Origin of the sequence: Herminiimonas sp. NPDC097707 (assembly GCF_044761395.1) — a bacterium.
Lineage (GTDB): Bacteria > Pseudomonadota > Gammaproteobacteria > Burkholderiales > Burkholderiaceae_D > Oxalicibacterium.
Genome location: NZ_JBIWCI010000001.1, coordinates 437,185 through 460,774, shown reverse-complemented (window position 1 = coordinate 460,774; position 23,590 = coordinate 437,185). Strand labels below are relative to the sequence as shown.

At 54.1% G+C, this 23,590-nt stretch carries 20 protein-coding genes and 1 other RNA gene; 5 read left to right on the top strand and 16 right to left on the bottom strand.

All coding sequences use genetic code 11. The annotated features are described in order from the left end of the window. Nucleotides 1–18: 18 nt before the first annotated feature. Together ACIQW9_RS02145 and ACIQW9_RS02140 are read right to left on the bottom strand one after the other, a co-directional pair. A complete protein-coding gene (locus tag ACIQW9_RS02145) occupies nucleotides 19–345 on the bottom strand; it encodes a YbaB/EbfC family nucleoid-associated protein (RefSeq protein ID WP_011870563.1) in 327 nt (108 codons plus the stop codon). 53 nt (nucleotides 346–398) lie between these two features. Continuing rightward, nucleotides 399–2,405 (bottom strand): DNA polymerase III subunit gamma/tau, encoded by a 2,007-nt coding sequence (locus tag ACIQW9_RS02140; RefSeq protein WP_402332366.1) that lies wholly within the window; start codon nucleotides 2,403–2,405, stop codon nucleotides 399–401. Nucleotides 2,406–2,639: 234 nt separating this feature from the next. Between ACIQW9_RS02140 and ACIQW9_RS02135 the strand changes: the two genes are divergently transcribed. After that, nucleotides 2,640–4,295, top strand: a complete 1,656-nt coding sequence (locus ACIQW9_RS02135) for an isovaleryl-CoA dehydrogenase (RefSeq protein WP_402332363.1) — start codon at nucleotides 2,640–2,642, stop codon at nucleotides 4,293–4,295. A gap of 2 nt (nucleotides 4,296–4,297) precedes the next feature. On the opposite strand, the gene ACIQW9_RS02130 is transcribed toward ACIQW9_RS02135, so the two are convergent. Together ACIQW9_RS02130 and ACIQW9_RS02125 are read right to left on the bottom strand one after the other, a co-directional pair. Beyond that, nucleotides 4,298–7,387: an efflux RND transporter permease subunit gene (locus ACIQW9_RS02130; RefSeq protein ID WP_402332360.1), complete on the bottom strand. Its 3,090-nt coding sequence runs from the start codon at nucleotides 7,385–7,387 to the stop codon at nucleotides 4,298–4,300. 138 nt (nucleotides 7,388–7,525) lie between these two features. Further along, nucleotides 7,526–8,674: an efflux RND transporter periplasmic adaptor subunit gene (locus ACIQW9_RS02125; RefSeq protein ID WP_402332358.1), complete on the bottom strand. Its 1,149-nt coding sequence runs from the start codon at nucleotides 8,672–8,674 to the stop codon at nucleotides 7,526–7,528. Nucleotides 8,675–8,801: 127 nt separating this feature from the next. Between ACIQW9_RS02125 and ACIQW9_RS02120 the strand changes: the two genes are divergently transcribed. Continuing rightward, on the top strand, nucleotides 8,802–9,257 hold the full coding sequence (locus ACIQW9_RS02120; protein ID WP_402332357.1) for a MarR family winged helix-turn-helix transcriptional regulator: 456 nt from the start codon (nucleotides 8,802–8,804) through the stop codon (nucleotides 9,255–9,257). A gap of 76 nt (nucleotides 9,258–9,333) precedes the next feature. Here the strand turns inward: ACIQW9_RS02120 and ffs are convergent. Then, nucleotides 9,334–9,432: signal recognition particle sRNA small type (gene ffs / locus ACIQW9_RS02115), an RNA gene on the bottom strand. A gap of 171 nt (nucleotides 9,433–9,603) precedes the next feature. Further along, nucleotides 9,604–11,088 carry a 4-hydroxy-3-polyprenylbenzoate decarboxylase gene (ubiD, locus tag ACIQW9_RS02110; protein WP_402332354.1) on the bottom strand — a complete coding sequence of 495 codons (1,485 nt, stop codon included), beginning with the start codon at nucleotides 11,086–11,088 and terminating at the stop codon, nucleotides 9,604–9,606. Between the two features lie 482 nt (nucleotides 11,089–11,570). Here ubiD and ACIQW9_RS02105 point away from each other — a divergent pair, with 482 nt between their 5' ends. After that, nucleotides 11,571–12,509 carry a transglycosylase SLT domain-containing protein gene (locus ACIQW9_RS02105; RefSeq protein ID WP_402332353.1) on the top strand — a complete coding sequence of 313 codons (939 nt, stop codon included), beginning with the start codon at nucleotides 11,571–11,573 and terminating at the stop codon, nucleotides 12,507–12,509. A gap of 252 nt (nucleotides 12,510–12,761) precedes the next feature. Here the strand turns inward: ACIQW9_RS02105 and ACIQW9_RS02100 are convergent, their stop codons facing one another. The 4 genes from ACIQW9_RS02100 to ribBA form a co-directional block, all read right to left on the bottom strand. Next, nucleotides 12,762–13,946: a pyridoxal phosphate-dependent aminotransferase gene (locus ACIQW9_RS02100; RefSeq protein WP_402332350.1), complete on the bottom strand. Its 1,185-nt coding sequence runs from the start codon at nucleotides 13,944–13,946 to the stop codon at nucleotides 12,762–12,764. 129 nt (nucleotides 13,947–14,075) lie between these two features. Next, nucleotides 14,076–14,546: a transcription antitermination factor NusB gene (nusB, locus tag ACIQW9_RS02095; protein WP_011870555.1), complete on the bottom strand. Its 471-nt coding sequence runs from the start codon at nucleotides 14,544–14,546 to the stop codon at nucleotides 14,076–14,078. 95 nt (nucleotides 14,547–14,641) lie between these two features. Beyond that, nucleotides 14,642–15,142 carry a 6,7-dimethyl-8-ribityllumazine synthase gene (ribH, locus tag ACIQW9_RS02090; protein ID WP_402332347.1) on the bottom strand — a complete coding sequence of 167 codons (501 nt, stop codon included), beginning with the start codon at nucleotides 15,140–15,142 and terminating at the stop codon, nucleotides 14,642–14,644. 98 nt (nucleotides 15,143–15,240) lie between these two features. Beyond that, nucleotides 15,241–16,353 carry a bifunctional 3,4-dihydroxy-2-butanone-4-phosphate synthase/GTP cyclohydrolase II gene (ribBA, locus tag ACIQW9_RS02085; RefSeq protein ID WP_402332345.1) on the bottom strand — a complete coding sequence of 371 codons (1,113 nt, stop codon included), beginning with the start codon at nucleotides 16,351–16,353 and terminating at the stop codon, nucleotides 15,241–15,243. A gap of 659 nt (nucleotides 16,354–17,012) precedes the next feature. On the opposite strand from ribBA, the gene leuA reads away from it, so the two are divergent. Beyond that, the gene (gene leuA / locus ACIQW9_RS02080; protein WP_402332342.1) at nucleotides 17,013–18,674 is read left to right on the top strand and encodes a 2-isopropylmalate synthase; all 1,662 of its coding nucleotides are present in this window, start codon (nucleotides 17,013–17,015) and stop codon (nucleotides 18,672–18,674) included. Nucleotides 18,675–18,748: 74 nt separating this feature from the next. On the opposite strand, the gene ACIQW9_RS02075 is transcribed toward leuA, so the two are convergent. From ACIQW9_RS02075 to ACIQW9_RS02060, 4 genes are all read right to left on the bottom strand, one after another. Next, nucleotides 18,749–19,600, bottom strand: coding sequence for a Crp/Fnr family transcriptional regulator (locus ACIQW9_RS02075; RefSeq protein WP_402332339.1), 852 nt, complete (start codon nucleotides 19,598–19,600; stop codon nucleotides 18,749–18,751). A gap of 348 nt (nucleotides 19,601–19,948) precedes the next feature. Then, the gene (locus ACIQW9_RS02070; RefSeq protein WP_402332336.1) at nucleotides 19,949–21,307 is read right to left on the bottom strand and encodes an MgtC/SapB family protein; all 1,359 of its coding nucleotides are present in this window, start codon (nucleotides 21,305–21,307) and stop codon (nucleotides 19,949–19,951) included. Between the two features lie 161 nt (nucleotides 21,308–21,468). Next, nucleotides 21,469–21,702 (bottom strand): hypothetical protein, encoded by a 234-nt coding sequence (locus tag ACIQW9_RS02065; RefSeq protein WP_402332333.1) that lies wholly within the window; start codon nucleotides 21,700–21,702, stop codon nucleotides 21,469–21,471. A 129-nt stretch (nucleotides 21,703–21,831) separates the two neighbouring features. Continuing rightward, nucleotides 21,832–22,083: a hypothetical protein gene (locus ACIQW9_RS02060; protein ID WP_402332331.1), complete on the bottom strand. Its 252-nt coding sequence runs from the start codon at nucleotides 22,081–22,083 to the stop codon at nucleotides 21,832–21,834. A gap of 260 nt (nucleotides 22,084–22,343) precedes the next feature. On the opposite strand from ACIQW9_RS02060, the gene ACIQW9_RS02055 reads away from it, so the two are divergent. After that, entirely contained in the window at nucleotides 22,344–22,544 is a 201-nt protein-coding gene (locus ACIQW9_RS02055) for a hypothetical protein (RefSeq protein ID WP_402332328.1), read from the top strand. A 78-nt stretch (nucleotides 22,545–22,622) separates the two neighbouring features. On the opposite strand, the gene ACIQW9_RS02050 is transcribed toward ACIQW9_RS02055, so the two are convergent. After that, nucleotides 22,623–23,237: a hypothetical protein gene (locus ACIQW9_RS02050; protein WP_402332326.1), complete on the bottom strand. Its 615-nt coding sequence runs from the start codon at nucleotides 23,235–23,237 to the stop codon at nucleotides 22,623–22,625. A 70-nt stretch (nucleotides 23,238–23,307) separates the two neighbouring features. Continuing rightward, complete coding sequence (locus ACIQW9_RS02045; protein ID WP_402332324.1) at nucleotides 23,308–23,559, bottom strand: hypothetical protein; 252 nt, start codon at nucleotides 23,557–23,559, stop codon at nucleotides 23,308–23,310. Nucleotides 23,560–23,590 lie beyond the last annotated feature (31 nt).

The following is a 23,590-nucleotide window of genomic DNA, read 5'->3' as shown; positions in this document are numbered from 1 at the left end:
CGACAAGACAAGGCTGCATCAGAACGGCATCTTGAAGCCTGGCGGCATCGGCATGCCGGCGGTTGCACCGGCCATTTTTTCCTGCGATGTTGCTTCTGCCTTGCGCACTGCATCGTTGAACGCGGCGGCGACCAGATCTTCCAGCATGTCCTTGTCATCAGCCAGTAACGATGGATCGATGGACACGCGCTTCACATCGTTCTTGCACGACATCACGATCTTCACCAGGCCGGCCCCGGATTGTCCTTCCACTTCTATCAATGCAAGTTGCTCCTGCATCTTTTTCATATTGTCCTGCATTGCTTGCGCCTGCTTCATCAGGCCGGCCAATTGGTTTTTCATCATGATGTTGCTCCTTCAAATAATTTCGTATGGATGGATAGTGAATAATTACACGCTCAGATCGGCTTGACCGAGACAATCTCTGCGCCAAAATCGCGCATCAGTTTTTGTACGAACGGGTCTTCCCGCATGGACTGTTCTGCTTCGCTCTGCCGTTCTGCTCGATCGGCAATTGCAGCGGCGTTGGCCGTGTGTTCGACCGCACCAACCCTGGTTTGCACCCGCACCGTCTGGCCGAAATGCTCGCACAAGGCAGCAGTCAATTTTTCTACACTACCGGCCGCCAACAGGGTGTCCACGGCCACCAGCAAATCGAACTGGATCTGGCTGCTGTCTGCCCCCGGCGCACATTTGAGCAGTTCGCTCTGCTGCGCCAATTGCTGCGCCACGCCGCGCACCGGCAAGGATGCGGCAAGCAGCGGCCAGTTGCCGTCCCAATTCAGGGATGGCACCGGATGCAGTTCAAAAGGACGGGATGAAACAGCTTGCGATGCTGGCGCTGACGCTGGTGTTGGCGATTGTGCAGGCACAGCAGCAGGTGCCTGCGGCCTTACTGCCGGTCCGGATTGCGCTTCAGTTTTTTTTTGAGCCGGTGGGCTGGAAAAAGCATCATTGGCGTCGCTGCCGCCGAACGGCATTTCATCGTCCCACGGCGGTGCCGGCGGCAAGTCGATGGCGACTGATTTTTCGGCGGGTGCCGGCGCCCGTACTGGCGCCTGAACCGGTGTCGGTGCACGCGCAGCCGACGCAGGAACAGCAGGTGCTGCCACCTTGCTGCCGGAACGGGCTGCTTGCAAAGCCGCCATGGCCGGACTCATGCCGGCGGGCCTTGCAACAGGCGCGCTATTCGTTACTGCCTGCGGCGCAGCACTCAGGCGTGCGGCAGGTGCCGCTGCAACAGGTGCAGTTGGGCGGGCTACCGGCGCTGCTGCCGGCGCACTAATTTCCGCTTCCGCTGGACCGAAACCCGGGCGGAAGGCCAGCATGCGCAGCAAGGTCATCGAAAAACCGGCGTATTCATCCGGCGCCAATCCCAGTTCATTGCGGCCATGCACGGCGATCTGATAAAACAGTTGTATTTCTTCGGCATCGAACAGTGCTGCCAGGCGCAACACATCGTCACGCTCCGGCAAATCGTCAGGTAGCGCAGCAGGTACCGTTTGCGCCAGCGCGATTCGATGCAGGAGTGAACCCAGATCCTGCAAGGCTGCGTTGTACGACAGACTGCGGGTTGCCATTTCATCTGCAACCGCCAGCAAACCCGCACCGTCTTTTTGCGCCAGTGCATCCAGCAGGCGAATCAGAAAGGATTGGTCCAGCGCACCCAGCATGCCCTGCACTGCTTCCAGCGTAACTTTGCCCGCAGCATAGGCAATCGCCTGGTCGGTCAGCGACAGCGCGTCGCGCATCGAACCGTGCGCACCTTGCGCCAGCAGGCGCAAGGCAGGCGTTTCGAATTCGATTTGTTCCTGTCCCAGAATATCGTCGAGATGCGCAACGATATGGCCGGGCGGCATTTGCTTCAGATTGAATTGCAGACAGCGCGAAAGCACGGTGACAGGAATTTTTTGCGGATCGGTGGTCGCAAGTATGAATTTGACGTGCTCGGGCGGCTCTTCCAGCGTCTTCAGCATCGAGTTGAACGCATGATTGGTGAGCATGTGCACCTCGTCGATCATGTAGACCTTGAAGCGTGCATTCGACGGCGCATACACCGCCTGCTCCAGCAATTGCGCCATTTCATCGACGCCGCGATTCGACGCGGCATCCATTTCGATGTAATCGACAAAGCGGCCGGCATCGATCGCCACGCAGGCTTCGCACACGCCGCACGGCGTCGCGGTGATATCGCCATTGCCATCGGGGCCTATGCAGTTGAAGGACTTGGCCAGAATGCGCGATAGCGTGGTCTTGCCGACCCCGCGCGTACCGGTGAACAGGTAGGCGTGATGCAAGCGCTTGTTTTCCAGCGCATGCGTCAAAGCTCGCACGACGTGCTCCTGCCCGACCAGTGTGTCGAAGCTTTTCGGACGATATTTACGGGCGAGAACTTGATAAGACATAGGGCCGTTCGTGAATAAGGGCAAACCGCATTTTACCTGACACCGGCACCGGATTTACAGTGTTCATTCTTTCTCGCTGTACAGCGAGGTTATCCGTCGAAAAATTCCTGTTCCAAGCAGGCATAAACAGGCATTTATGCCTTGTGCCATTAAAAATTGGCATCGGGCAGCGCCAGGTTATAGACTGAACCATCTTGCAACTGTATGCAGCGTCAGCCGGCAAAGGAGTTTTCCATGCAATGGCCTACCCATGAAGTCAGCAATCAGGCACCAGATCTGCACGATTACAATCTATTCACGAGCGATAAGGCCTTGGTCGCCAGCGTACAACGCGAACAAGCCGCCTGGTATGAACAGGATTTGATCCGCCTGGGCGCAGAACTAGGCAAGCAGGAAACATTGCATCTCGGCCAACTCGCCAATCACCATCTGCCTGAACTGCAGACCCACGATCGCTTCGGCAATCGCATAGATGTCGTTGAATTTCATCCCAGCTGGCATCAATTGCTCACCATGCAACGTCGCGAGAATCTGCACGCGATGCCGTGGTCGCAACCACGTGCCGGCGCGCACATCGCACGTACTGCCGCCTACTATTTGCAAGCACAGGTCGAATCCGGCTCCTTATGCCCGATCACGATGACCTTTGCCGCTATTCCCTTGCTGCAAAAAGAAACCAAGCTGTTTGCTACATTGGAAGCAAAACTGTTTTCCCGCGAACATGACACACGCGACCTGCCGCTGGCGCAAAAGAATTCCATGCTGATCGGCATGGGCATGACGGAAAAACAAGGTGGTTCCGATGTGCGCAGCAACACAACCGTCGCCCGTCCACTGAATGGCGGCGGACGCGGTACCGAGTATGCGTTGACCGGACACAAATGGTTTTTCTCTGCGCCCATGTGCGATGCGCATCTGGTACTGGCTCGCACCGATGCCGGCCTGTCCTGCTTCTTCGTGCCGCGCTGGCGTCCCGATGGCAGCAAGAATGCAATCTTGATACAACGTCTGAAAGACAAGCTGGGCAATCGCTCCAACTCCAGCAGTGAAGTGGAATTCCAGGATGCCTACGGCGTGATGGTAGGCGAAGAAGGACGCGGCATACCCACCATCATAGAAATGGCCAATCACACACGGCTCGATTGCGTGATCGGTAGCGCTGGCTTGATGCGCAATGCCTTGGTACAAGCCATCCATCATGCGCGGCACCGCAGCGCATTCGGCCTGCCTTTGGCTGAACAGCCTTTGATGCAAAACGTTTTATCCGATCTGGCACTGGAAAGCGAAGCCGCAACCTTGTTGATGCTGCGTCTGGCACGCGCCGTTGAGTCGCCTGACGATCCACTGGAACGTGCATGGCGTCGCATCGTCACACCCGCTGCCAAATTCTGGATATGCAAACGTGCGCTGGAATTTACTGGTGAATGCATGGAAGTCTGGGGCGGCAACGGCTACGTCGAAAATGCGGCCATGGCGCGCATGTATCGCGAAGCGCCGGTCAATTCGATTTGGGAAGGTTCCGGCAATGTGATGTGCCTGGATGTCTTGCGTGCGATTGCCAAAGAACCGGAAAGCTTTAACCTGCTACTGGAATCTCTGCTTGATACAGCCGTTGAACATGCCGGCTTGCGTGAGCGGATCGCGGAACTGCGCAGCGATTTGAAAGCATCGCCATCACAGCAAGAAATGCTGGCACGCCGTTTTGCACAACGCTTGATGCTGACGACACAAGCTTGCCTGATGTTGCAAACTGCACCGCCTGCGATTGCCGAAGCATTTATCGACAGCAGACTGGATGCTGAGTGTGGCCGCGTATTTGGCACACTCAATGATGCGCTTGCCACATCAGCACTACAACAAGATATTCTTGCGCGCGCCTGGCCAGGCTAATTTTAACGACTGGCCAGTTCCTGCTCCAGCGTAATCTGCAAAGGACCATCACCGCTGAATTTATCGAAGAACAAATAAATCACCGGCGTAATAAACAGTGTGATTACTTGCGACACCATCAAGCCGCCCACTACCGCCAAACCCAGCGGTTGACGCAGCTCAGCGCCAGCCCCCAAACCCAATGCAATCGGCAACGCACCCACCGCCGCTGCCATCGTCGTCATCATGATAGGACGAAAACGCAAGATACACGCCGAGCGTATCGCCTCTGCCGGCGTCATACCTTGATTGCGTTGTGCTTCGAGTGCGAAGTCGATCATCATGATCGCGTTCTTCTTCACCAGACCAACCAGCAACAGAATACCGATGGTCGCAATCATCGTCAGTTCAAACCCGAAGATACGCAAGGTCAGCAAGGCGCCCACTGCAGCAGAAGGCAAACCGGCCAGAATCGTGATCGGATGGATATAACTTTCGTACAGCACGCCAAGCAAAATATAAATCACGACTATCGCCAACAACAGCAAGACAATCTGGCTACTTTGCGACGATTGGAAAACGGCGGCATCACCTGCATACGAAGTAATCACGCTGGACGGCAACTCAACTGCGGCTCTGATCTGATCGATCTTTGCAGTCGCTGCACCAAGCGGCACACCCGGTGCCAGATTGAAGGAAACCGTAATCGCTTGCAGTTGTCCCTGATGATTGACCGAGATCGGTCCGGCCGTACGCTGTATCGTCGCCAGGCTCAATAAAGGCACCAACACGCCCGTCTTGCTGCGCAGATGAATCTTACCCAGATCAGCCTCATCCTGCTGGCCGACATTCATATCCTGCATGATCACGAAATAACTATTGTTACTGGTATAAATCGTCGATACCTGCCTATCGCCATACGCACTGTAAAGCGCGGTACGAATATCCTGTATACCGACGCCCGCTTCATTGGCGCGATCACGATCGATGTTCACTACCGCCTGCAAACCTTTGAGTTGCGAATCGCTGGTGACATCGATAAATGCAGGATCGGCGCGCATACGCGCTTGTATTTTTTCCGCCCAGTCATTCAATTCATCCGCACGCACGCTTTGCAGCACATATTGATACTGGCTCTTGCTGCTACGTCCGCCCAGACGCAAATTCTGCACCGGCGTCATATACACAGACAGGCCGGGAATGCCGCTCACCTTGCGACGCAAATCACGCAGCACCTTATCCATGGGATCGCGTTCGCTGCGCGGCTTCAATCCGATAAACATATTTCCGACATTGCTATCGCGCGTACGCGAAGTTGCGGTCGCCACATTCGGATCATTCTGGATAATCTCCGCTGCGGCAGAGACCAAGCGCACCATCGTTGGATACGAAGCGTCTTCCGGGCCTTCTATCGTGACGCTGATCTGGCCGATATCCTCCGTCGGGAAAAATCCTTTGGGAATCGTAATGAACAAGAACGCAGTGAGGAAAAAGGTCGCAATCGCTACCATTAAAATGGTTTTGCGATGCGCCAGCGACCAATCCAGCCCTTGTGTATAGCCGTCCAATACACGATTGAACAGTTTCTCAAAGGAGCGACTGAGCCAGTTTTCATGCTCGTGCTCTTCCACCGTTTCGTGCTTCAAAAAACGGCTGCACAGCATAGGCACCAAAGTCAGCGACATCAAGGCAGACACCATCACCGCCAACGATACCACCGCAGCAAATTCATAAAACAGCAAACCGATCACACCCGGCATGAAGAAGATAGGAATGAACACCGCCACCAGCGAAATCGAAATCGAGATAATCGTGAAGCTGACTTCACGCGAACCTTTCAGCGCAGCGGCCAAGGGCTCCATGCCGTTTTCGATATGCCGCACGATGTTTTCCAGCATCACGATCGCATCATCGACCACCAAGCCCACCGCAATCGTGATGCCGAGTAGCGAAATATTATCCAGGCTATAGCCCAGCCAATACATCAGCGCACAACAACCTATCAATGAAATCGGTAGCGACAACACAGGAATCACCGTTGCCGACAAGCGCTTGAGGAAGAGGAAGATCACCAGCACTACCAGCACAATCGTCAACAGCAAGGTGAGCTTCACATCATGAATGGCTTCGCGTATCGATACCGAGCGATCATTCAAGACCTGTACATTGATCGAGGCCGGCATCTGCGATTTGAATTGCGGCAAAGTCTGCTTGACTGCATCGACTACGGCGACCGTATTTGCATTCGGCTGACGCTGCACTGCCAGCACGATAGATGGTTCGCCATTGACCCAACTGCCGCTTTTGATCGATTCGACACTATCTTCAACTATCGCAACATCCTTCAAACGCGTGGTTTGACCGTTGCGACTGCTGATGACCAGATTGCTGAATTCGGCAGCGTTGCGTAACTGCTTGTTGGCCTGCAAGGTCAAAGTCTGACGCGTGCCGTCCAGCACACCGACCGGTGTATTCGCATTCGAGGCACGCAAGGATAGTGCCACCTCATCCAGCGTCATATTGCGTGCGGCCAATTCATCAGGCTTGATCTTGACGCGCACCGCAAAACGACGCTGTCCATAAACCTGCACTTGCGCCACACCGTTGATGGTCGAGAGCGAAGGCGAAATCAGATTTTCTGCATAGTCATTCAACTCCGACAATGACAGCGACGGCGAAGTCAGCGCCAATAACAGAATCGCAGCATCCGCCGGATTGACCTTGCGATATGCCGGCAGCGAAGTCATTTCTATCGGCAGGCTGCGTTGCGCACGCAAGAGCGCCGCTTGCACGTCTACGGCAGCAGCATCGATATCGCGATTCTGATCGAACTCCAGCGTAATCGAGGTATTGCCCAGCGTACTGCTGGAACTGATCGTCGCCAAACCAGCAATCGTAGAGAACTGTTTCTCCAGCGGCGTTGCCACCGATGCGGCCATCACCTCGGGACTGGCACCGGGCAGTACACCCGTCACATTAATAACCGGCGTGTCGTAACTAGGCAGCGCCGCAATCGGCAGCTTGAAATAACAGAAAGCACCGATCACCACGATCGCGATCGACAAGAGCACGGTCATGACTGGCCGTCGTATGCAAAGCTCGGAAATATTCACTATGTAATGTGCCCAGGCAAGGTCATGGGGAGGATGCTTGAATTAATTTGATTGGCGAAAATGCTTGTCCCATGTGCAGTACAAGGCTGGCTGCGACAGGGGACAGGCATTCTAAAAACAAACAGTGGCATCAAACGTTTAAGTGCCGACTGGCGGCTGCGCTGCATAAACGGCGGCCATCTCTTTTTTTACTTCCTTTATTTTTACGCCAGGCCGAAGATTTTTCATGCCTTCCACGACGATGCGCATGCCGGCAGCCACACCTTCTACTGCTGCATAACCATCTTCTATCGCGATCACATCGACCTTTTGCGCTTTGACGGTTTCATCAGGCTGGACTACGTAGAGGAATTTTTCAACCGGGCCGGTGACCACGGCTTGCGCTGGCACCAGCACGGCATTTTGCACTTCACGCGTAACCAGGCTGGCATTGACATAACCGCCCGGCCATAGTTTTTGCGCAGCATTATCGAACTGCGCTTTCATGCGTATCGTGCCGCTCTGTGTATCCGTCAGATTATCGATAAAGGTCAGCTTGCCCGTTACCGCATCCTGACCGGAAAGTTGCGCCGTCACCGGCGCATTACCCTGAGGATAGGTTGCACGGATATTCGCCAGTTCACGCTCCGGCAATGAAAAACTGACCATGATCGGGTCTATTTGCACGATCGTGACCATGGGATTGCCCGACGGTTGCGCCAGGCTGCCCGGATGCACGCTGATAACGCCGATGCGTCCGGAAATACCGGCCGTGATGCGATTGTCGCTAAGCGCGATGCTGTTCGATTGCGTAATCGCGCGATTCGCCTTCATCGTGTTGCGCAAGGCCTCGACCTTGTTGCGCGAGCTATCGACTACCGCCTGCGATACGAAATTCTTCGCCAGCAAATCCTCATTACGCTTGAGTACCTGTTCAGCATCAGCCAGATCAGCCTGCCCGGCTGCCAGTTGCGCACTCGCTTTTTCTACATTGGATTGGTCATTGCGCTCGTCCAGCGTAAACAGCAACTGCCCCTCTTTGACAAACTGACCTTCCTTGACATGTATGGTGCGTACGATATTTTGTACCTTTGGACGCACATCGACTGTACTGATCGCAGTCACATAACCATTGGCGGACACCCGAATCGGAATGGTCTTTTGTTCGGCAACCACCGTTTTAACGGACTGAATCCCACCATCATTTTTTTTGCCGTGCTCTGCCGTACCACGCAATCCAAGATAGACAGCAACTCCGATGACAGCGATACCAAGGCCTATCCACAGATATTTTTTCGTTTGTTGCATAGTGACTGCGTATCCTCAGCCACCCGTCATAGGTGGCAAGTTATATAAGGGCATCCAGAAGTTTAACGTTACCAGGCATCAATTCGTTAGCTATACTAACTAGCAAGCTTATCATGCCGCCCTACAAATGAATCCCGACCAACCTCACGATTTATCCGATTATCAGCTCGAATTGGGACAGACCATAGGCGACATCTCGCGCGCGTGGCGCTACCAGATGAATAAACGGCTGAAACCATTCGGCCTGAATCTTTCGACCCGGCAGGTTCTCCTCCAATTACAAAGACATCCCGCCGGCCTGATCCAACGCGAACTGGCACGCAAACTCGGGATTGAAAGCCCTACCCTGGTACGCCTGCTTGATCTACTGGAACAGAAAGAATGGGTACAGCGCACTATCTCTGCAAGTGACAAGCGATACAAATACGCTGTATTGACACCCAAAGCCAATGAGCAGCTCCAGATTATAGAAAAATTATCGAGACAATTGCGCGCGGAGATGATGCAGGGATTGTCGATTGCAGATATCGAAAGCAGTACGCAAGTGATGCGTCAGATGAAAAGCAATCTGCTCCCCGATTGAAGCGAAGTCTTGAAATAAAGTGGATTGCAGTGCCGGTGGAAACACTTAACAGCAACAGCTGTTATATAGAGAAGAAAGAGGCGAGCCTTGTCTACGGCACTTGCAGGAAATGGCTGTGGCTGCTTCGTTCCCGACCTGACCAGGTTGGCCATGCCACAATGCGCAGGGGCCCGCCGACATGGATTCTAACAGCAAAGAAGGAAATGCGCTGCAGGAATTGCCTGCTTCCTCCTCTGAAAATCCACCCGGCAATGTTCACGTCCGACGAAACGGCAGCCGGACGGAACACGATGTTCAATACAAACTTTGGCCGGCCCGATTAATAAATTGCTGCGCCGGCCGATACTCAAATTCCCAGCTCCTGCCAGATCTGATCGACGCGTTTTTTTACTTCCGGCGTCATGGCGATGGTCGTGCCCCATTCTCGATCGGTTTCACCCGGCCATTTATTGGTGGCATCTATACCCATTTTGCTGCCCAGACCGCTGACCGGCGATGCAAAATCCAGATAGTCGATAGGCGTGTTGTCGACCAGCGTCGTGTCGCGGGTCGGATCGACGCGAGTAGTAATCGCCCAGATCACTTCTTTCCAGTCGCGGATATTGACGTCCTCATCCACCACGATGATGAACTTGGTATACATGAACTGGCGCAGGAAACTCCAGACGCCGAACATCACGCGTTTGGCATGGCCCGGATAAGCTTTCTTCATCTGCACGACTGCCATCCGGTAGCTGCACCCTTCCGGCGGCAGATAGAAATCCAGGATTTCTGAAAACTGCTTTTGCAGCAAGGGAATGAACACTTCATTCAAAGCCACGCCCAGGATCGCCGGCTCATCCGGCGGCTTGCCTGTATACGTAGAGTGATAAATCGGATCGCGCCGCATCGTGATGCGGTCTATCGTGAAGACCGGGAAAGTATCCTGCTCATTGTAATAGCCGGTATGGTCGCCATACGGACCTTCGAGCGCATGCTCGTAACCGGACGGATGCGACTCATCCGGATAGATGTGCCCTTCCAGCACAATCTCGGCCGAAGCCGGCACCCGTAATTCACTGCCTATGGCTTTTACCAGCTCGGTACGGCTGCCACGCAGCAAACCGGCGAACTGATATTCAGACAAACTGTCCGGCACCGGCGTCACTGCCCCTAATATAGTAGCGGGGTCGGCGCCAAGCGCGACCGCAATCGGATACGGCTGACCACGGTTGGCAATACTGTGCTCGCGAAAATCCAGTGCGCCACCGCGTTGCGCCAGCCAGCGCATGATGACCTTGTTGCGACCTATCACCTGCTGTCTATATATACCCAGATTCTGCCGCTTCTTGTGCGGCCCCTTGGTAATCACCAAACCCCATGTAATAAGAGGTGCGATATCGCCCGGCCAGCAATGCTGAATCGGCAGGCGCGCCAGATCAACATCGTTGCCTTCCCATACGATGTCATGACAAGGCGCGTCGCGACGCTCCTTGGGCGTCATATCCCACAGCGACTTCACCAAGGAGCCCAGACCCAGCATGTCCTTGAATCCCTTGGGCGGCTCCGGCTCCTTCAGCATCGCCAATACATGACCAATCTTGCGCAATTCACTGACGTCCGTCGCACCCATACCCAGCGCAACGCGCTGCGGCGTACCGAACAAATTACCGAGCACAGGAATCGTGTGACCAGTCGGATTCTCGAATAAAAGTGCCGGACCTTCAGCACGCAAAGTGCGGTCGCAGATCTCCGTCATCTCCAAATACGGCGAAACCGGCATGTTTATACGCTTAAGTTCACCCATTTGTTGCAGTTGGGAAATGAAGTCACGCAGATCAGAATATTTCATATGTTTTTCGCCGCTTTGTGCAGTGGACTCGATTATTTAAACAAAACAGTCAAGTGGTTGATTTCATTGAGTTTTATCTAAATCAATAAAAAATAATGAGATTTAAAAGTAATAGAAATTCATTTTTATAGTATTGACTTGATATAAACGGGCTCCTACAATTCGCGCAACTTGAAGAACAGGCCCGTATTTGAACACCAAACCGGGCATAAAAGAAACACTCTTCATTTCACGGGATCCGGGGTCCCACATGACATTTTAAGGAGTGTTTGCCAAGGCGTCTTGCCTTCTCCCCCGACAAAGTTGTTTGCCAAGGGCTTGCTGCATACGATGCGCGCCCTATAAGTAATCAACTCCGACGTTTGCCGTACGCGATACGCGGCAGCAAGCGATTTCTCTGATTCACGGCATGTGCAGGGCTCTACATGGATTAGCTTCTTGTAGTGGAGCCTTTTATTTGCCGCGTCAATCCAGGAGTTTGTATGTTAAATCGAATTACCACGGCGATGCGTCAGGTCGCCAACCAATCTGCTCGGCAGGCGATCGCAACGTCGATCTCCATGCGCGACTCCACCAACCGTCTGGTCGCGACAGCGCGCCAGGCAATGATGGCGCTAGGCTTGACAGCCATTGCCACCCTAGCCCTGATGTTCTTCAAGCCGGAGATCGCTGACCGCATCCAGGCTTTGTCGCCCTTCAGTGAAGCCGTTGCCTCGACTGTTCCGCAAGAGATGCCTGAAATGGCCAATCTGATGGAAGAAGCGGCAGCAGATGCAGCAGAACCGGAAGCCGCATTGAAAACCGCCACAACCGGCAACAATGTCATGATGGGCACCGATCTGCAGCAACAACGTGTAACGCAATGGATCTCCAAGCGCTACCGCGTCGCCAGCGATGCCACCAATATGCTGGTTTCGGCCGCCTATCTGACCGGCAAGGAAATCAATTTTGACCCCTTGCTGATCCTGGCGGTAATGGCAATCGAATCGCGCTTCAATCCGTTTGCCGAAAGCCCGGTTGGCGCGCAAGGCCTGATGCAAGTCATGTCGAAAGTACATCACGACAAATTTGCCGACATGGGCGGCACCAAGGCTGCACTGAATCCTGTCGCCAATATCAAGGTCGGCTCATTGATCCTGAAAGAATACGTCGCCAGAGACGGTTCGGTTGAAGGCGGCTTGAAGCGTTACGTAGGCGCAGCAGCAATGAGCACCGACGCTGGTTATGGTGCCAAGGTGCTGGGCGAGTACGATCGCTTGAAAGCAGTTGCAAGCGGCAAGCGCGTATCGGCATTTGCCACGATGGCAAGCCGCACCCAGCCGCGCATTCAGCCGATTCCTAATGCCGTCTCGGAAAAGACTGCATTGGATGACAGAGCGCGCGACAAGAACTCCGGCAGCGAGCCATACACTTCGCTGTAATAAGCATTACAAAAAAGGAGCCGAGGCTCCTTTTTTTATGTATGCATCTTCTGTCCCAACTCGTCCGCAACAAGCTTCATGAAAAGCTCGCCCGAATCACGCCACCTGAATAGTCAGTCAAAAACGGGCATTACCTGATGTGCCGGACTTTTTGAAAAAACATTCAAAACAATAACGCTCGCAACAATCAAAACCATGCCGACGGGAATCGTGCGCAACACTTCTTCGTGCCGCGATACACCAAGCGCAGCATTACCGCCTGCGTCCATTCCCGAAAAAAATCCGCAGTCGCGCGATCGCTTCCTGTAAGTTTTCCATTGAGGTTGCATACGAGATGCGCACATAGCGATGCGCGGTAGAGGGTCCAAAATCCAGTCCCGGCACCATGACCACACCTGCTTCATTCAGCATCGCGATCGTCAGCTCGTCGGCGTCATCCGACAAGGCACTGCAATCGGCATAGACATAAAATGCGCCGTCGGGCATCACCGGCACTTTAAAGCCCAGCTCCTCCAGTGCCGGCACTATATAGTCGCGGCGGCGCTTGAATTCCGCCTTGCGCGCTTCATACACCGCTATCGCTTCCGGCGCAAAGCAGGCCAGCCCTGCATGCTGCGCCAGACTGGAAGCGCAAATGAACAGGTTTTGCGCCAGTTTCTCGATAGGCTGCACCAGAGTCTCCGGCACCACCAGCCAGCCAAGACGCCAGCCCGTCATATTGAAATATTTGGAAAAACTGTTGATCACGATCACATCGTCGCCCAACGACAGCGCGGAAAACGGTGCCGCGTCATAACGCAAGCCGTGATAAATCTCGTCGACGATGGTGAAACCCTGTTTGCCTCGCACGATCTCGACAATTTTGCGTAATTCGTCTTCGTCTATCGAAGTGCCGGTCGGATTAGATGGGGAAGCCAGCAGCACGCCACGCGTTGCCTTGCTCCAGTTTTGCCGCACCATGTCGGCCGAAAGCTGGAACCTGTGCTCGGGCCCGCTGGCTATCATCTTCGCGCTACCATCGAAAGCGGCGACAAAATGCCGGTTGCATGGATACGATGGATCGGACATCAGCACTTCCGCACCTTTTTCCACCAGCGCAGCGCAAGCCAGCAGCAAGGCGCCCGAGGCGCCGGCCGTCACGATGATGCGTGCAGGAGCGACGTCAACGCCATACACGTCACGATAATGCGCGGCAATCGCGGCGCGCAATTCCGGCAAGCCGGTAGCCGACGTGTATTGCATCTTGCCGTCCGCCATGGCTTGCGTGGCGGCAGCCAGCACGGATGGCGCAGCGGTAAAATCCGGCTCGCCTATGCCCATGTGTATGATGTGGCGCCCTTGCCGTTCCAGCTCGGCGGCCATCTTGGCCAGCTCCATGACATGAAAAGGCGCAATGTTCTCCAGACGGGAGGCGAGTTGAGTCAGATGCGAAGACAAGGGAATTCCCCATTGAAAACCGCCACCTGATCCGTATCAGGCGAAGCCTGATGCAAGCGGAACAAGGTGGCGGCGATGTAATAATGACTGCTCATTTCCTCGGGAGGAAAGATGCGGAAAAAGAGTAACTCAGCCCTTGCGTCCGGCGCTGATTTCCGGCTCGCGCACGCCTGCGGCAAACTTGTCCAGCACACCGTTGACGTACTTGTGACCGTCTATGCCGCCAAACGATTTGGTCAGTTCGACCGCTTCATTGATGACGACCTTGTACGGGATCTCGATATGGTTTTTCAGCTCGAAAGCACCGATCAGCAAAGCCGCATGTTCCACCGGCGACAGTGCAGAAATTTCCCTGTCGATCAGCGGCGCCAGACCGGCGCGCAACTCGCCGACCTGCTTGACGGTGCCGTATAGGAGCGCATCGAAATGCTCGGCATCGGCCTTGTCGAAACCATGGGCCTGACGGATATGGTTTTCTATCGTGCGCACATCTTCATTATTCAACAGCCATTGATACAGGCCTTGCAAGGCAAATTCGCGCGCGCGATGACGCGGCGTACGGTTTTTGCTCGGATTGGCGTGGTCGGTTTTTTGGGTCATGGCTCACAAACAGCGTACTTCTTTCAAAGCGCGCATAAAAATTAAAAAAACAAGTTAAAAAACGCCGGCCGCAATCCGGCCAGCGATACCTATGCTTAATCGTCTTCGTCGTCTGCGTCGTCACCAGCGTCGGCTAGATCTTCCAGCGCGATCGTCAGATTCGCCATTTCAACCGCGACGCGTGCCGCATCCGTACCCTTCTCTGCCATGCGCACTTCAGCCTGCTCATCGGTGTCGGTGGTCAATACGGCATTGGCAATCGGCAGACCAAAGTCGAGCCCGACACGCGTAATGCCGGCGCCGGATTCATTCGATACCAGTTCAAAGTGATACGTCTCGCCGCGAATCACCGCGCCGATCGCGATCAGTGCATCGAATTGCAGGGTTTCTGCCATCTTGCGCAAGGCCAGCGGGATTTCCAGTGCGCCCGGAACCGTCACATGCAGGATATCCTCATCGACCACACCCAGATGCTTCAACTCGGCCAGACAGGCGGATAGCAAGCCGTGGCAGACATCCTGGTTGAAACGCGCCTGCACGATGCCGATGCGCAAACCTTCGCCTGCCAAATTCATTTCATAGGTTCCAACTGCCATGGTATTTCCCTCATGCGCCAAGCGCGCTCTACATTGATTCTATTTAAAAGCAGTATGTGCCAGTTGATTGCTCAAGGCGACAAAATTTGAATGAACGCTCAGCTTTCTGGCGTCGCGCGATATCCGGTTACTTCCAGGTTGAAACCTGTCATTGACGGCATTTTGCGCGGATTGGCGAGCAGCTTCATTTTGCCGACTGACAGGTCTTTCAGAATTTGGGCACCGATACCGTAGTTACGCAAATCCATGCGTGCCGCGCGCTGCTGCGGGCGACTATCCGGATGGGTCAGCGCCGCAAACTGCGAAAACAATTCTTCGGCCGACTCTTCGCAGTTGAGCAACACCATCACACCACGCTCGGCCTGCTTGATCGCCGCGATCGCCGAAGCCATATTCCATGAATGCGTAGTCGCGCGCGTTTCCAGCAAATCGAGGATGGAAACCGGTTGATGCACACGCACCAGCGTTTCCTGATCCGGCGCAATATCGCCATGCACCAAGGCCAGATGCGCGCCACCACTAGGCTTGTCGCGATACAGCACGGCGTGGAAAGTGCCGTACACCGTTTCCATCGTGCGCTCATCGACGCGATCGACGATGCTTTCGTGCTGGCTGCGATAGTGAATCAGATCGGCAATGGTGCCTATCTTCAAATCATGTTCTTTTGCAAATTCGATCAAATCCGGCAGACGCGCCATGGTGCCGTCGTCCTTCATGATTTCGCAGATCACGGCGGCCGGCACCAAACCGGCCAGTTCGGCAAAATCGCAGCCAGCTTCGGTATGACCGGCGCGCATCAAAACGCCGCCCTTTTGCGCCTTCAGCGGGAAGATGTGGCCCGGCTGCACGATGTCGGATGGCTTGGCGTTCTTGGCCACGGCAACTTGTATGGTCTTGGCGCGGTCGGCGGCAGAAATGCCGGTCGTCACGCCTTCTGCCGCCTCTATCGACACAGTGAAATTGGTGCCGTACGAGGTGCCGTTACGTGATGTCATCATCGTCAGCGCAAGCTGATCGCAATGCTCTTCCGTCAACGTCAGGCAAACCAGGCCGCGACCGAATTTGGCCATGAAATTGATGGCTTCCGGCGTTACGAACTCGGCCGCCAGCACCAGATCGCCTTCGTTTTCACGATCCTCTTCATCGACCAGTATGACCATACGGCCGGCACGCAATTCTGCAACGATTTCTTGAGTAGTTGAAATAGACATGAGTAATCCAGAAGTAGGCCGCTATTTTAAAGGATTTGCGTGCCCTTCAGCCCGGGATTACGCAAGAATTGCTCACTTGGAGCGGATATATTGCATAGGCCTCGCCCTTGGCGGCATTTTTGGCGCTGCCATTTGCATGCGGAGCCCGATATGCACCCAATAACTCGTCCGGATATGCCAAAAAATCAACACCGCTGGCGTATTGATCAAGGAGAATGAGAGAACAAATGTTTGAATATTGATACGCTGCGGCCTGAATCAGCCCGGTATACATATACCCAAAACTTGACAAGCGTCGTCGCCATCGCCTAAAGTAGCTGCATGACCGCTACACCACTTCATTCCCGCATTTCGTACGCTGCCAGCTCCCTGCTAGCAGCGCTACTACTATCGCTACGACTAAACTGATCGTCGCGCACTGCTGTACCTGCCGGTTTTAATTACTGGCACACCAATCAAATACCAAGGTTTTACCCGAAAAAATGCATATCAAGGCCATTCCTGTAACGTTGAACGCTGGCGTATTGTCCGCCGCGATGGCTCATGCTCGCGCTCTGCTACTGCTACCGATCGGTTACCTGGCCTAGCGTTGCGTGGCAAGTCAGGTAGCCTTCCGCCACACCGAATCTCCCCTATTCAGCAAGCAAGGAAAAACTATCATGATGTTGACTAACCCGGAACAGAAATACCGCGCCTTTCCACCCGTACGTCTCACCGACCGCAGTTGGCCGAATCAAGTCATCAGCAAGGCACCGATCTGGATGAGCACCGATCTGCGCGACGGCAATCAATCGCTGATCGAGCCGATGAACCACGACAAGAAACTGCGTTTTTTCGACATGCTGGTGAAGATAGGCTTGAAGGAAATCGAAGTCGCCTTCCCTTCCGCCTCGCAAACCGATTTTGATTTCGTCCGCCGCCTGATAGAAGAAAAACGTATTCCGGACGACGTCACAATAGAAGTGCTGACACCGGCGCGCGAAGATCTGATACGCCGCACCGTCGAATCGGTAGTCGGTGCGCGCCGCGCCATCATCCACCTGTACAACGCCACTGCCCCTGCGTTCCGCCGCATAGTCTTCAATATGTCGCGCGACGAGGTGAAGGCCTTGGCCGTGGCCGGTGCCAAACTGGTACGCGAACTGACCGATGCGCATCCGGAAACGGAATGGGTATTCCAGTATTCGCCGGAAGCATTCAGCATGACCGAGCTCGAATTTTCCAAGGAAATATGCGATGCGGTTTCTGCAGCGTGGCAGCCTACTCCTGAACGCAAGATGATCTTCAATCTGCCCGGCACGGTAGAAGCCAGCACACCCAATGTGTATGCCGATCAGGTCGAATGGATGCACCGTAATCTCGAGCGTCGCGACTCCATCCTGATCAGCGTGCATCCGCACAACGATAGAGGCTGCGCGGTAGCGGCGGCGGAACTGGCTGTGATGGCGGGCGCCGATCGCGTCGAAGGCTGCCTGTTCGGCAATGGCGAACGCACCGGCAATGTCGATCTGGTCACGCTGGCACTCAATCTGTATTCGCAGGGGATCAGCCCTGGACTGGACTTTTCGGATATCGATGCAGTCCGCCAGTGCGTGGAAGAATGCAACCAGATTCCTGTACATCCGCGCCATCCGTATGTCGGCGATCTGGTCTATACGGCTTTTTCCGGCTCGCATCAGGATGCCATCAAGAAAGGTTTTGCCAAACAGCAGCCGGACGCGATCTGGGAAGTACCATACATGCCGGTCGATCCGGCCGATCTGGGACGCAGCTACGATGCCGTCATTCGCGTCAACAGCCAGTCGGGCAAAGGCGGCATGACCTATTTGCTGGAACAGGAATACGGCCTGGTATTACCGCGCCGCCTGCAAATCGAATTCAGCCGTGCCGTGCAACGCATCACCGATGAAACCGGCGGCGAAGTGGCGGCGAACGATATCCACACGATTTTCAACAATGAGTATTTGAATGCCGTGACGCCTTATCAATATCGTAGCCACCATATTGATGACTCGCAAGGCAACGCCGAAGTACGCATCCGGGTCGAACTGGAGAAGGATGGCAAGCCGGTCACATTGCAGGGTGCCGGGAACGGGCCTATCGATGCCTTCATCAATGCATTGGGCATGGATATCAGGCTGATGGATTTTCACGAGCATGCAATCGGTGCTGGCGCCAATGCCAATGCCGCCAGCTATGTTGAACTGCGCGTGAACAATGGAAGCACCCGCTTTGGCGTCGGTATAGACGGTAACATCGTGACCGCTTCGCTGCGCGCCGTATTGAGTGCAGTCAATCGCGATATTGCTTTAGCCGCATAGCAATCTCTCGCACTACATGAAAAAGCCGCTGAAACGATCAGCGGCTTTTTTATTTTCAGAGCAGGCAGAACGGCTCAGCGCTTGGCTACCAACAAGCCTTCATATTCCTTGGTAAGACTGGTGTAGCACTCGAAAATCTGCGCTTCGAGACCGCTACGATTCACCACCGTGATTTGTCCGCGACTGTAGTGAATCAAACCTTCATCCTGCAATTTACGCGCTGCTTCCGTGACGCTTTCGCGCCTTACACCCAGCATATTGGCGATCAGATCCTGCGTCATGCTGATTTTGTTCGATGGCAGGCGATCCAGACTCAATAACAGCCAGCGACACAATTGCTGGACGATGGTGTGATGACGATTGCAGGCGACGGTATGCGCCATTTGCGTAAACAATGCTTGGGTAAAGCGCAGCAACAAGCCTTGCAAGGCGCCGCCTCGTGCAAACTCTTCCTTCAGAACTGAAGCCTTGATACGAAATGCGTAACCGGCGCTTTTAATGAATGCACGATTAAGCGATGCGCCGCCACCCATCACGATGTCTACGCCGACCATGCCTTCGTAGCCTATCACTGCTGTTTCAGAGGAAGCGCCATCGGCTGTTTCATACAGCAAGGAAACAATGCTGCCGGTCAGAAAATAGGCATGCTGCATCTGCTCGCCGGCTTCGCAAATCGTGCTGCCGAAAGGCATTTCAACAAACTCGAGATGCGGCAGCAAACGATCGTAATCGGCCGCCGGCAAGCCTGCGAGCAGGCTGTTGTGTTTAGGGCTGTGCCCATGCAATCCGGCCAGCGCCTTGGGTGCACTCAAGCGGCATTTGCCCACCTCGTGCGCGCCGTCTTTTGTTTGCAACGCTGCAATCGTATTGGAAGTGATGACGTGATGACCAACAGACGGTGTACGAATATGCGAGACTTGTGCCATGGGTATTCCCCTATTCAAGATTCCGAGCTTTGAGCATGACAGCAACATGGCGGCATAAAAATCAGCGCTTATCCCATTCGCGTGTGAGATGACACTGACAAAATGGCAACCCACCATTACGCCTCTTTTCAGCTCTCATGCGCCCTTACTCCCTTGCAATAACACATCAATTCAGCGAAAAAAAAAGCCCGTCCTCCTTGCGGAAACGGGCTAAATCCAATATTTGACAAGTTGGAGGAGACGCAATAACTATAGTGCTCCGCAACAAAATTCCAAACGACCGATTTATTATTTATATAGCTGAAAACACATATAACAATGCATTACTCGCCACGCAATAGTACGTTTTCAATTGAACTGCAATAACACCGGGAATTCTGCCATTGCAAATGAAAGCAGTGGCTTGGCAAGAAAAGCGCCCATGATTCCCACCACGGAAATAGACATCATCGCGATCGTCAGTCTTAATGTCAGTGAGCGGTTATGCGCGCGCAGCACCAGCGGCAGGTTGATCAATACGCTGGCCAGCGATGCAATCACTGCTCCGGCCGAAGCAACGTGCGCCGGTATCGAACCACCGGTGAGCAGGCTGGCGGCAGCCGCAACAGCACTGGCGCTGGATACCACACCGCCTATCAGGCTAACTGCATAGAAGCCCCCTTCACCCATGCTTTGCTGGGCAATCACACCGGCGATATGCAAAATCAGAAATAAAAGACCGTATTTCAATGCAGCACCAAGCGCAAACGGCAGCGGCAGATCAACCGGCTGAGAATCATCCTCTGCCGTTTTCTGCCGCGCATTGGCATCGAAGAAAAACCAGCCCGCATTAATCAACAGCATCAGCGCAAAGGGAATCGTGGCAGTCAGTGCAGCGCTCGGCGCGAGTATCAGCAGCAATGCGCCATTGCGAATAATCATCGCCGCTGTCGCCAGCAAAATCCCGCGATATGCGGCACTGACGGTATCGCGCTGATTGTCCTTCGCGCGCGATGCCAGTTCGCTGACCGTCACACTGCTGTTGACCAGACCACCGAGGAAACCGGCCATCACAATGCCGCGCGTGCCATACATCTTCCACAGCACGTAGTTGACGAAGCCGATACCGGCAATCAGGATCACCGTCACCCAGGCCGCGCGCGGCTCGATCAGACTCCACGGGCCGATGGCGCCAATCGGCAAGGCCGGATAAATCACGATCGCAAGAATTGCCAGCAACAGCGCGGAGCGCATTTCATTTTCGGTCAACCCGAGACTGAAACCGGTCAGCCTGTCTTTCCAGGCCAGTAGTGCGGTAACAATCACAATGATGGATGCCGGCGTAGCCGTATGACCTTTACCGCACAAAATACCCGCCACGCACGTAATCAACATCGCTGCCGATGTAGTCAGCTCGCTGCTGTCATTGGTACGCAGACGCTGGACATTCAGGAAGACGGTCAGGATGCCGGTCAGAAAAAGAATCAGATAGGCGTAGTTGTCGCCCAGCGTGCCACCCATCGCGCCGAGCAGCGCAATCAGGGAAAATGTCCGCAAGCCGGCTTCCTTGCCACGCCGTTCGCGTTCCAGTCCGATCAGCAAGCCCAGCGCCAGCGCCAGGCTCAGGCGCGTCAGACTGACCAGATACGGCCATTTGATTTCCGGCAGCGACATGCCGATCTGGATCAAGGGTTCAGCAAGGGTGGTAACGGTATGTGGGTCAGTCATAATCAGGCAAGGGCGATAGAGCTTGAGACTATAAACCACCCGACAGGAATTGTCCGCTCAAAGTACGCATGTTCTTTTGCGCTGCGCACCTGGGACGATGTCCGCATTTCCTGCATTGAACGATAGCGCGCTGCTTCAACTTGTTCTGCAGCCTGCCGGCGTCATGGCTCAGCCAGCAAATCGTCTATTTTTTGTTTCGTATCGGCGATGACCAGCGCTTGCGCTTCTTCTCTGCTATGCCCCTGACAAGGCCCGCCGAATCCCTGCGATATATCGATGCCATCGGCACCATTGATCTCTATCTCGCTGGTGGCAGACCACAGCCCGCCATCGACAGGCACGACCATCGTGAAAATTTCATAACCATGGTAAACCGCAGTAGGTATTCTGCTCATCCCAGTCTCCTTATTGATGATCCCCGGTGTGTGGCAGCGACTTGTTTTATCGCCCTCAGCGGCAATTCGATCCAGTCATACAAGAGATACTGCAGAATGCAAAAGGTTCAGCTCGGGAGATGTACCTGCCTATTGCGCACGGGAATGACTAGTGCTGGATTCCAGCATCTCGGCTGCCACTCTGCGCGCTTCCGTCTCTGCTTCCGCACTGGTCGGAAAAACCGTCTCCAGCGATACGCGCTGATCGGGGAACAGACAGTTCCTGTGCATGGGATTGTTCGAGTGGCCGTAAATCGCAACATGAGCGACCCAGGCCTTGCCATCCGCAGCCGGCACGGCAGAATATTCGACTTCGTACAATCCCATTGTTTCCGATGGCATGACGCATCTCCTCACAGTTTTTCATCCTAACATGTTCGAATAAAAAACTTGCAGCAAGGGCCAGATAAGCGCAAAGGTGCGTGAAGAAAAAATTTATTCAACGCAAAAGAAGATCGTGTAAAACAGGCGTATCCAATGCGGAAAATTCTCCTCAGAACAGTCAGCCCACGCCCCATGTTTATGGGATTGTCATCCCATATGCATTGTTATGTAATCGCTGACAGCCAAATATCTGCCGCAATGTCATTTCAGGAGCGTCCATGTCAAGCACATCCATTATCGGTCAATTTAAAAATCAGACCACAGGCGCAACCTGCACAGTCATCAAATTAATGCCTTCCAGCGCGCTGCCCGGCAATGAATGCTACGTGACCGATGAAGCGGACTACCTGGAGCCTGACCCCAGCGATCCCGGCAACTTCATGATGGCATCCGGAGATGTTTTAATTCCCGTTTACTAAAACACGCTGTTGCAGAAAATCAGGTCTCATTGCGGCAAGAATTTCGCCCACACATCATTCCAATATCTGCAGCAGACTTCAACCTGCATCGCCGCCGGAAACGAAATTTTTCTCTCCGCGCAGAAAACGCGAAAACCAGTGCAGCAACGCCAGCGCGTCGCCGAACTCCATGAAACCTTCCGTCACGCCATCGCTGAATAACAGCGAGCCGTTTAATTTGCCATCAATGACCAAGCCGTCAAAAGTGGCAACGGGAAGATAGCCGGGAGCGATATCGAAGGTATTTTCATTGAGAATGGCCGTGTAGACATGTCCCAGAAACTGCACTTCCGGAGTACGCATTGCAGCCATGTCATGCTCTTTAAAAAACGCACCGACAGCCAGCAAGGCATTGCCTATCACGACGCGTAGATAACGTGTCTTCTGCAACGGATCTGCGTGCAAGGCCTGATGTGAAGCACGGAAATCCAGCGCCGGATTGACGTCTGCATAGGAGGCCGCAATATTCCCGCCTGAACCTGTCTTCGGTAATTTGTTTTTTCTGCGCAGCACGCCGGCGACCAGATTCGCCTCCACACCACAGGCATCGATCGGCTGCCATATCATGGCGATTGCAGCCGGCAATATTTGCAACTGCTCTTCAATCAGGTCTATGGCTAGTTGGGATGCTTGCTCACCGCTCATTTTGCTCATGACAGTTCCTTTATGAATATCCGCCTGTTTTCAGGCACGCAGAACAATCTTCCTGGCGAGGAGAGTCAAATCACATTAGCGACACTCCACGATCTATGTATGCCCGCGCTGTGATGATGCCATGCTCAATGCATTTTTCCGGTGTCGGATACGAATGGCCGTCCGCAATTTCTCTGTCCTTGAATGCATTTCCCTTATGCTCGGTGATCACGACGCGCGGGATGTAATCGGCCGCCTTGCGGTCGATATCTATACGCGACAAATGCGCCGACACCTGCACTGACACGCTCCACCCTTTATAAGTTTCGTAATGCGATTTCATAGACTCTCCATGTGAGATAGCCAAGCTGATA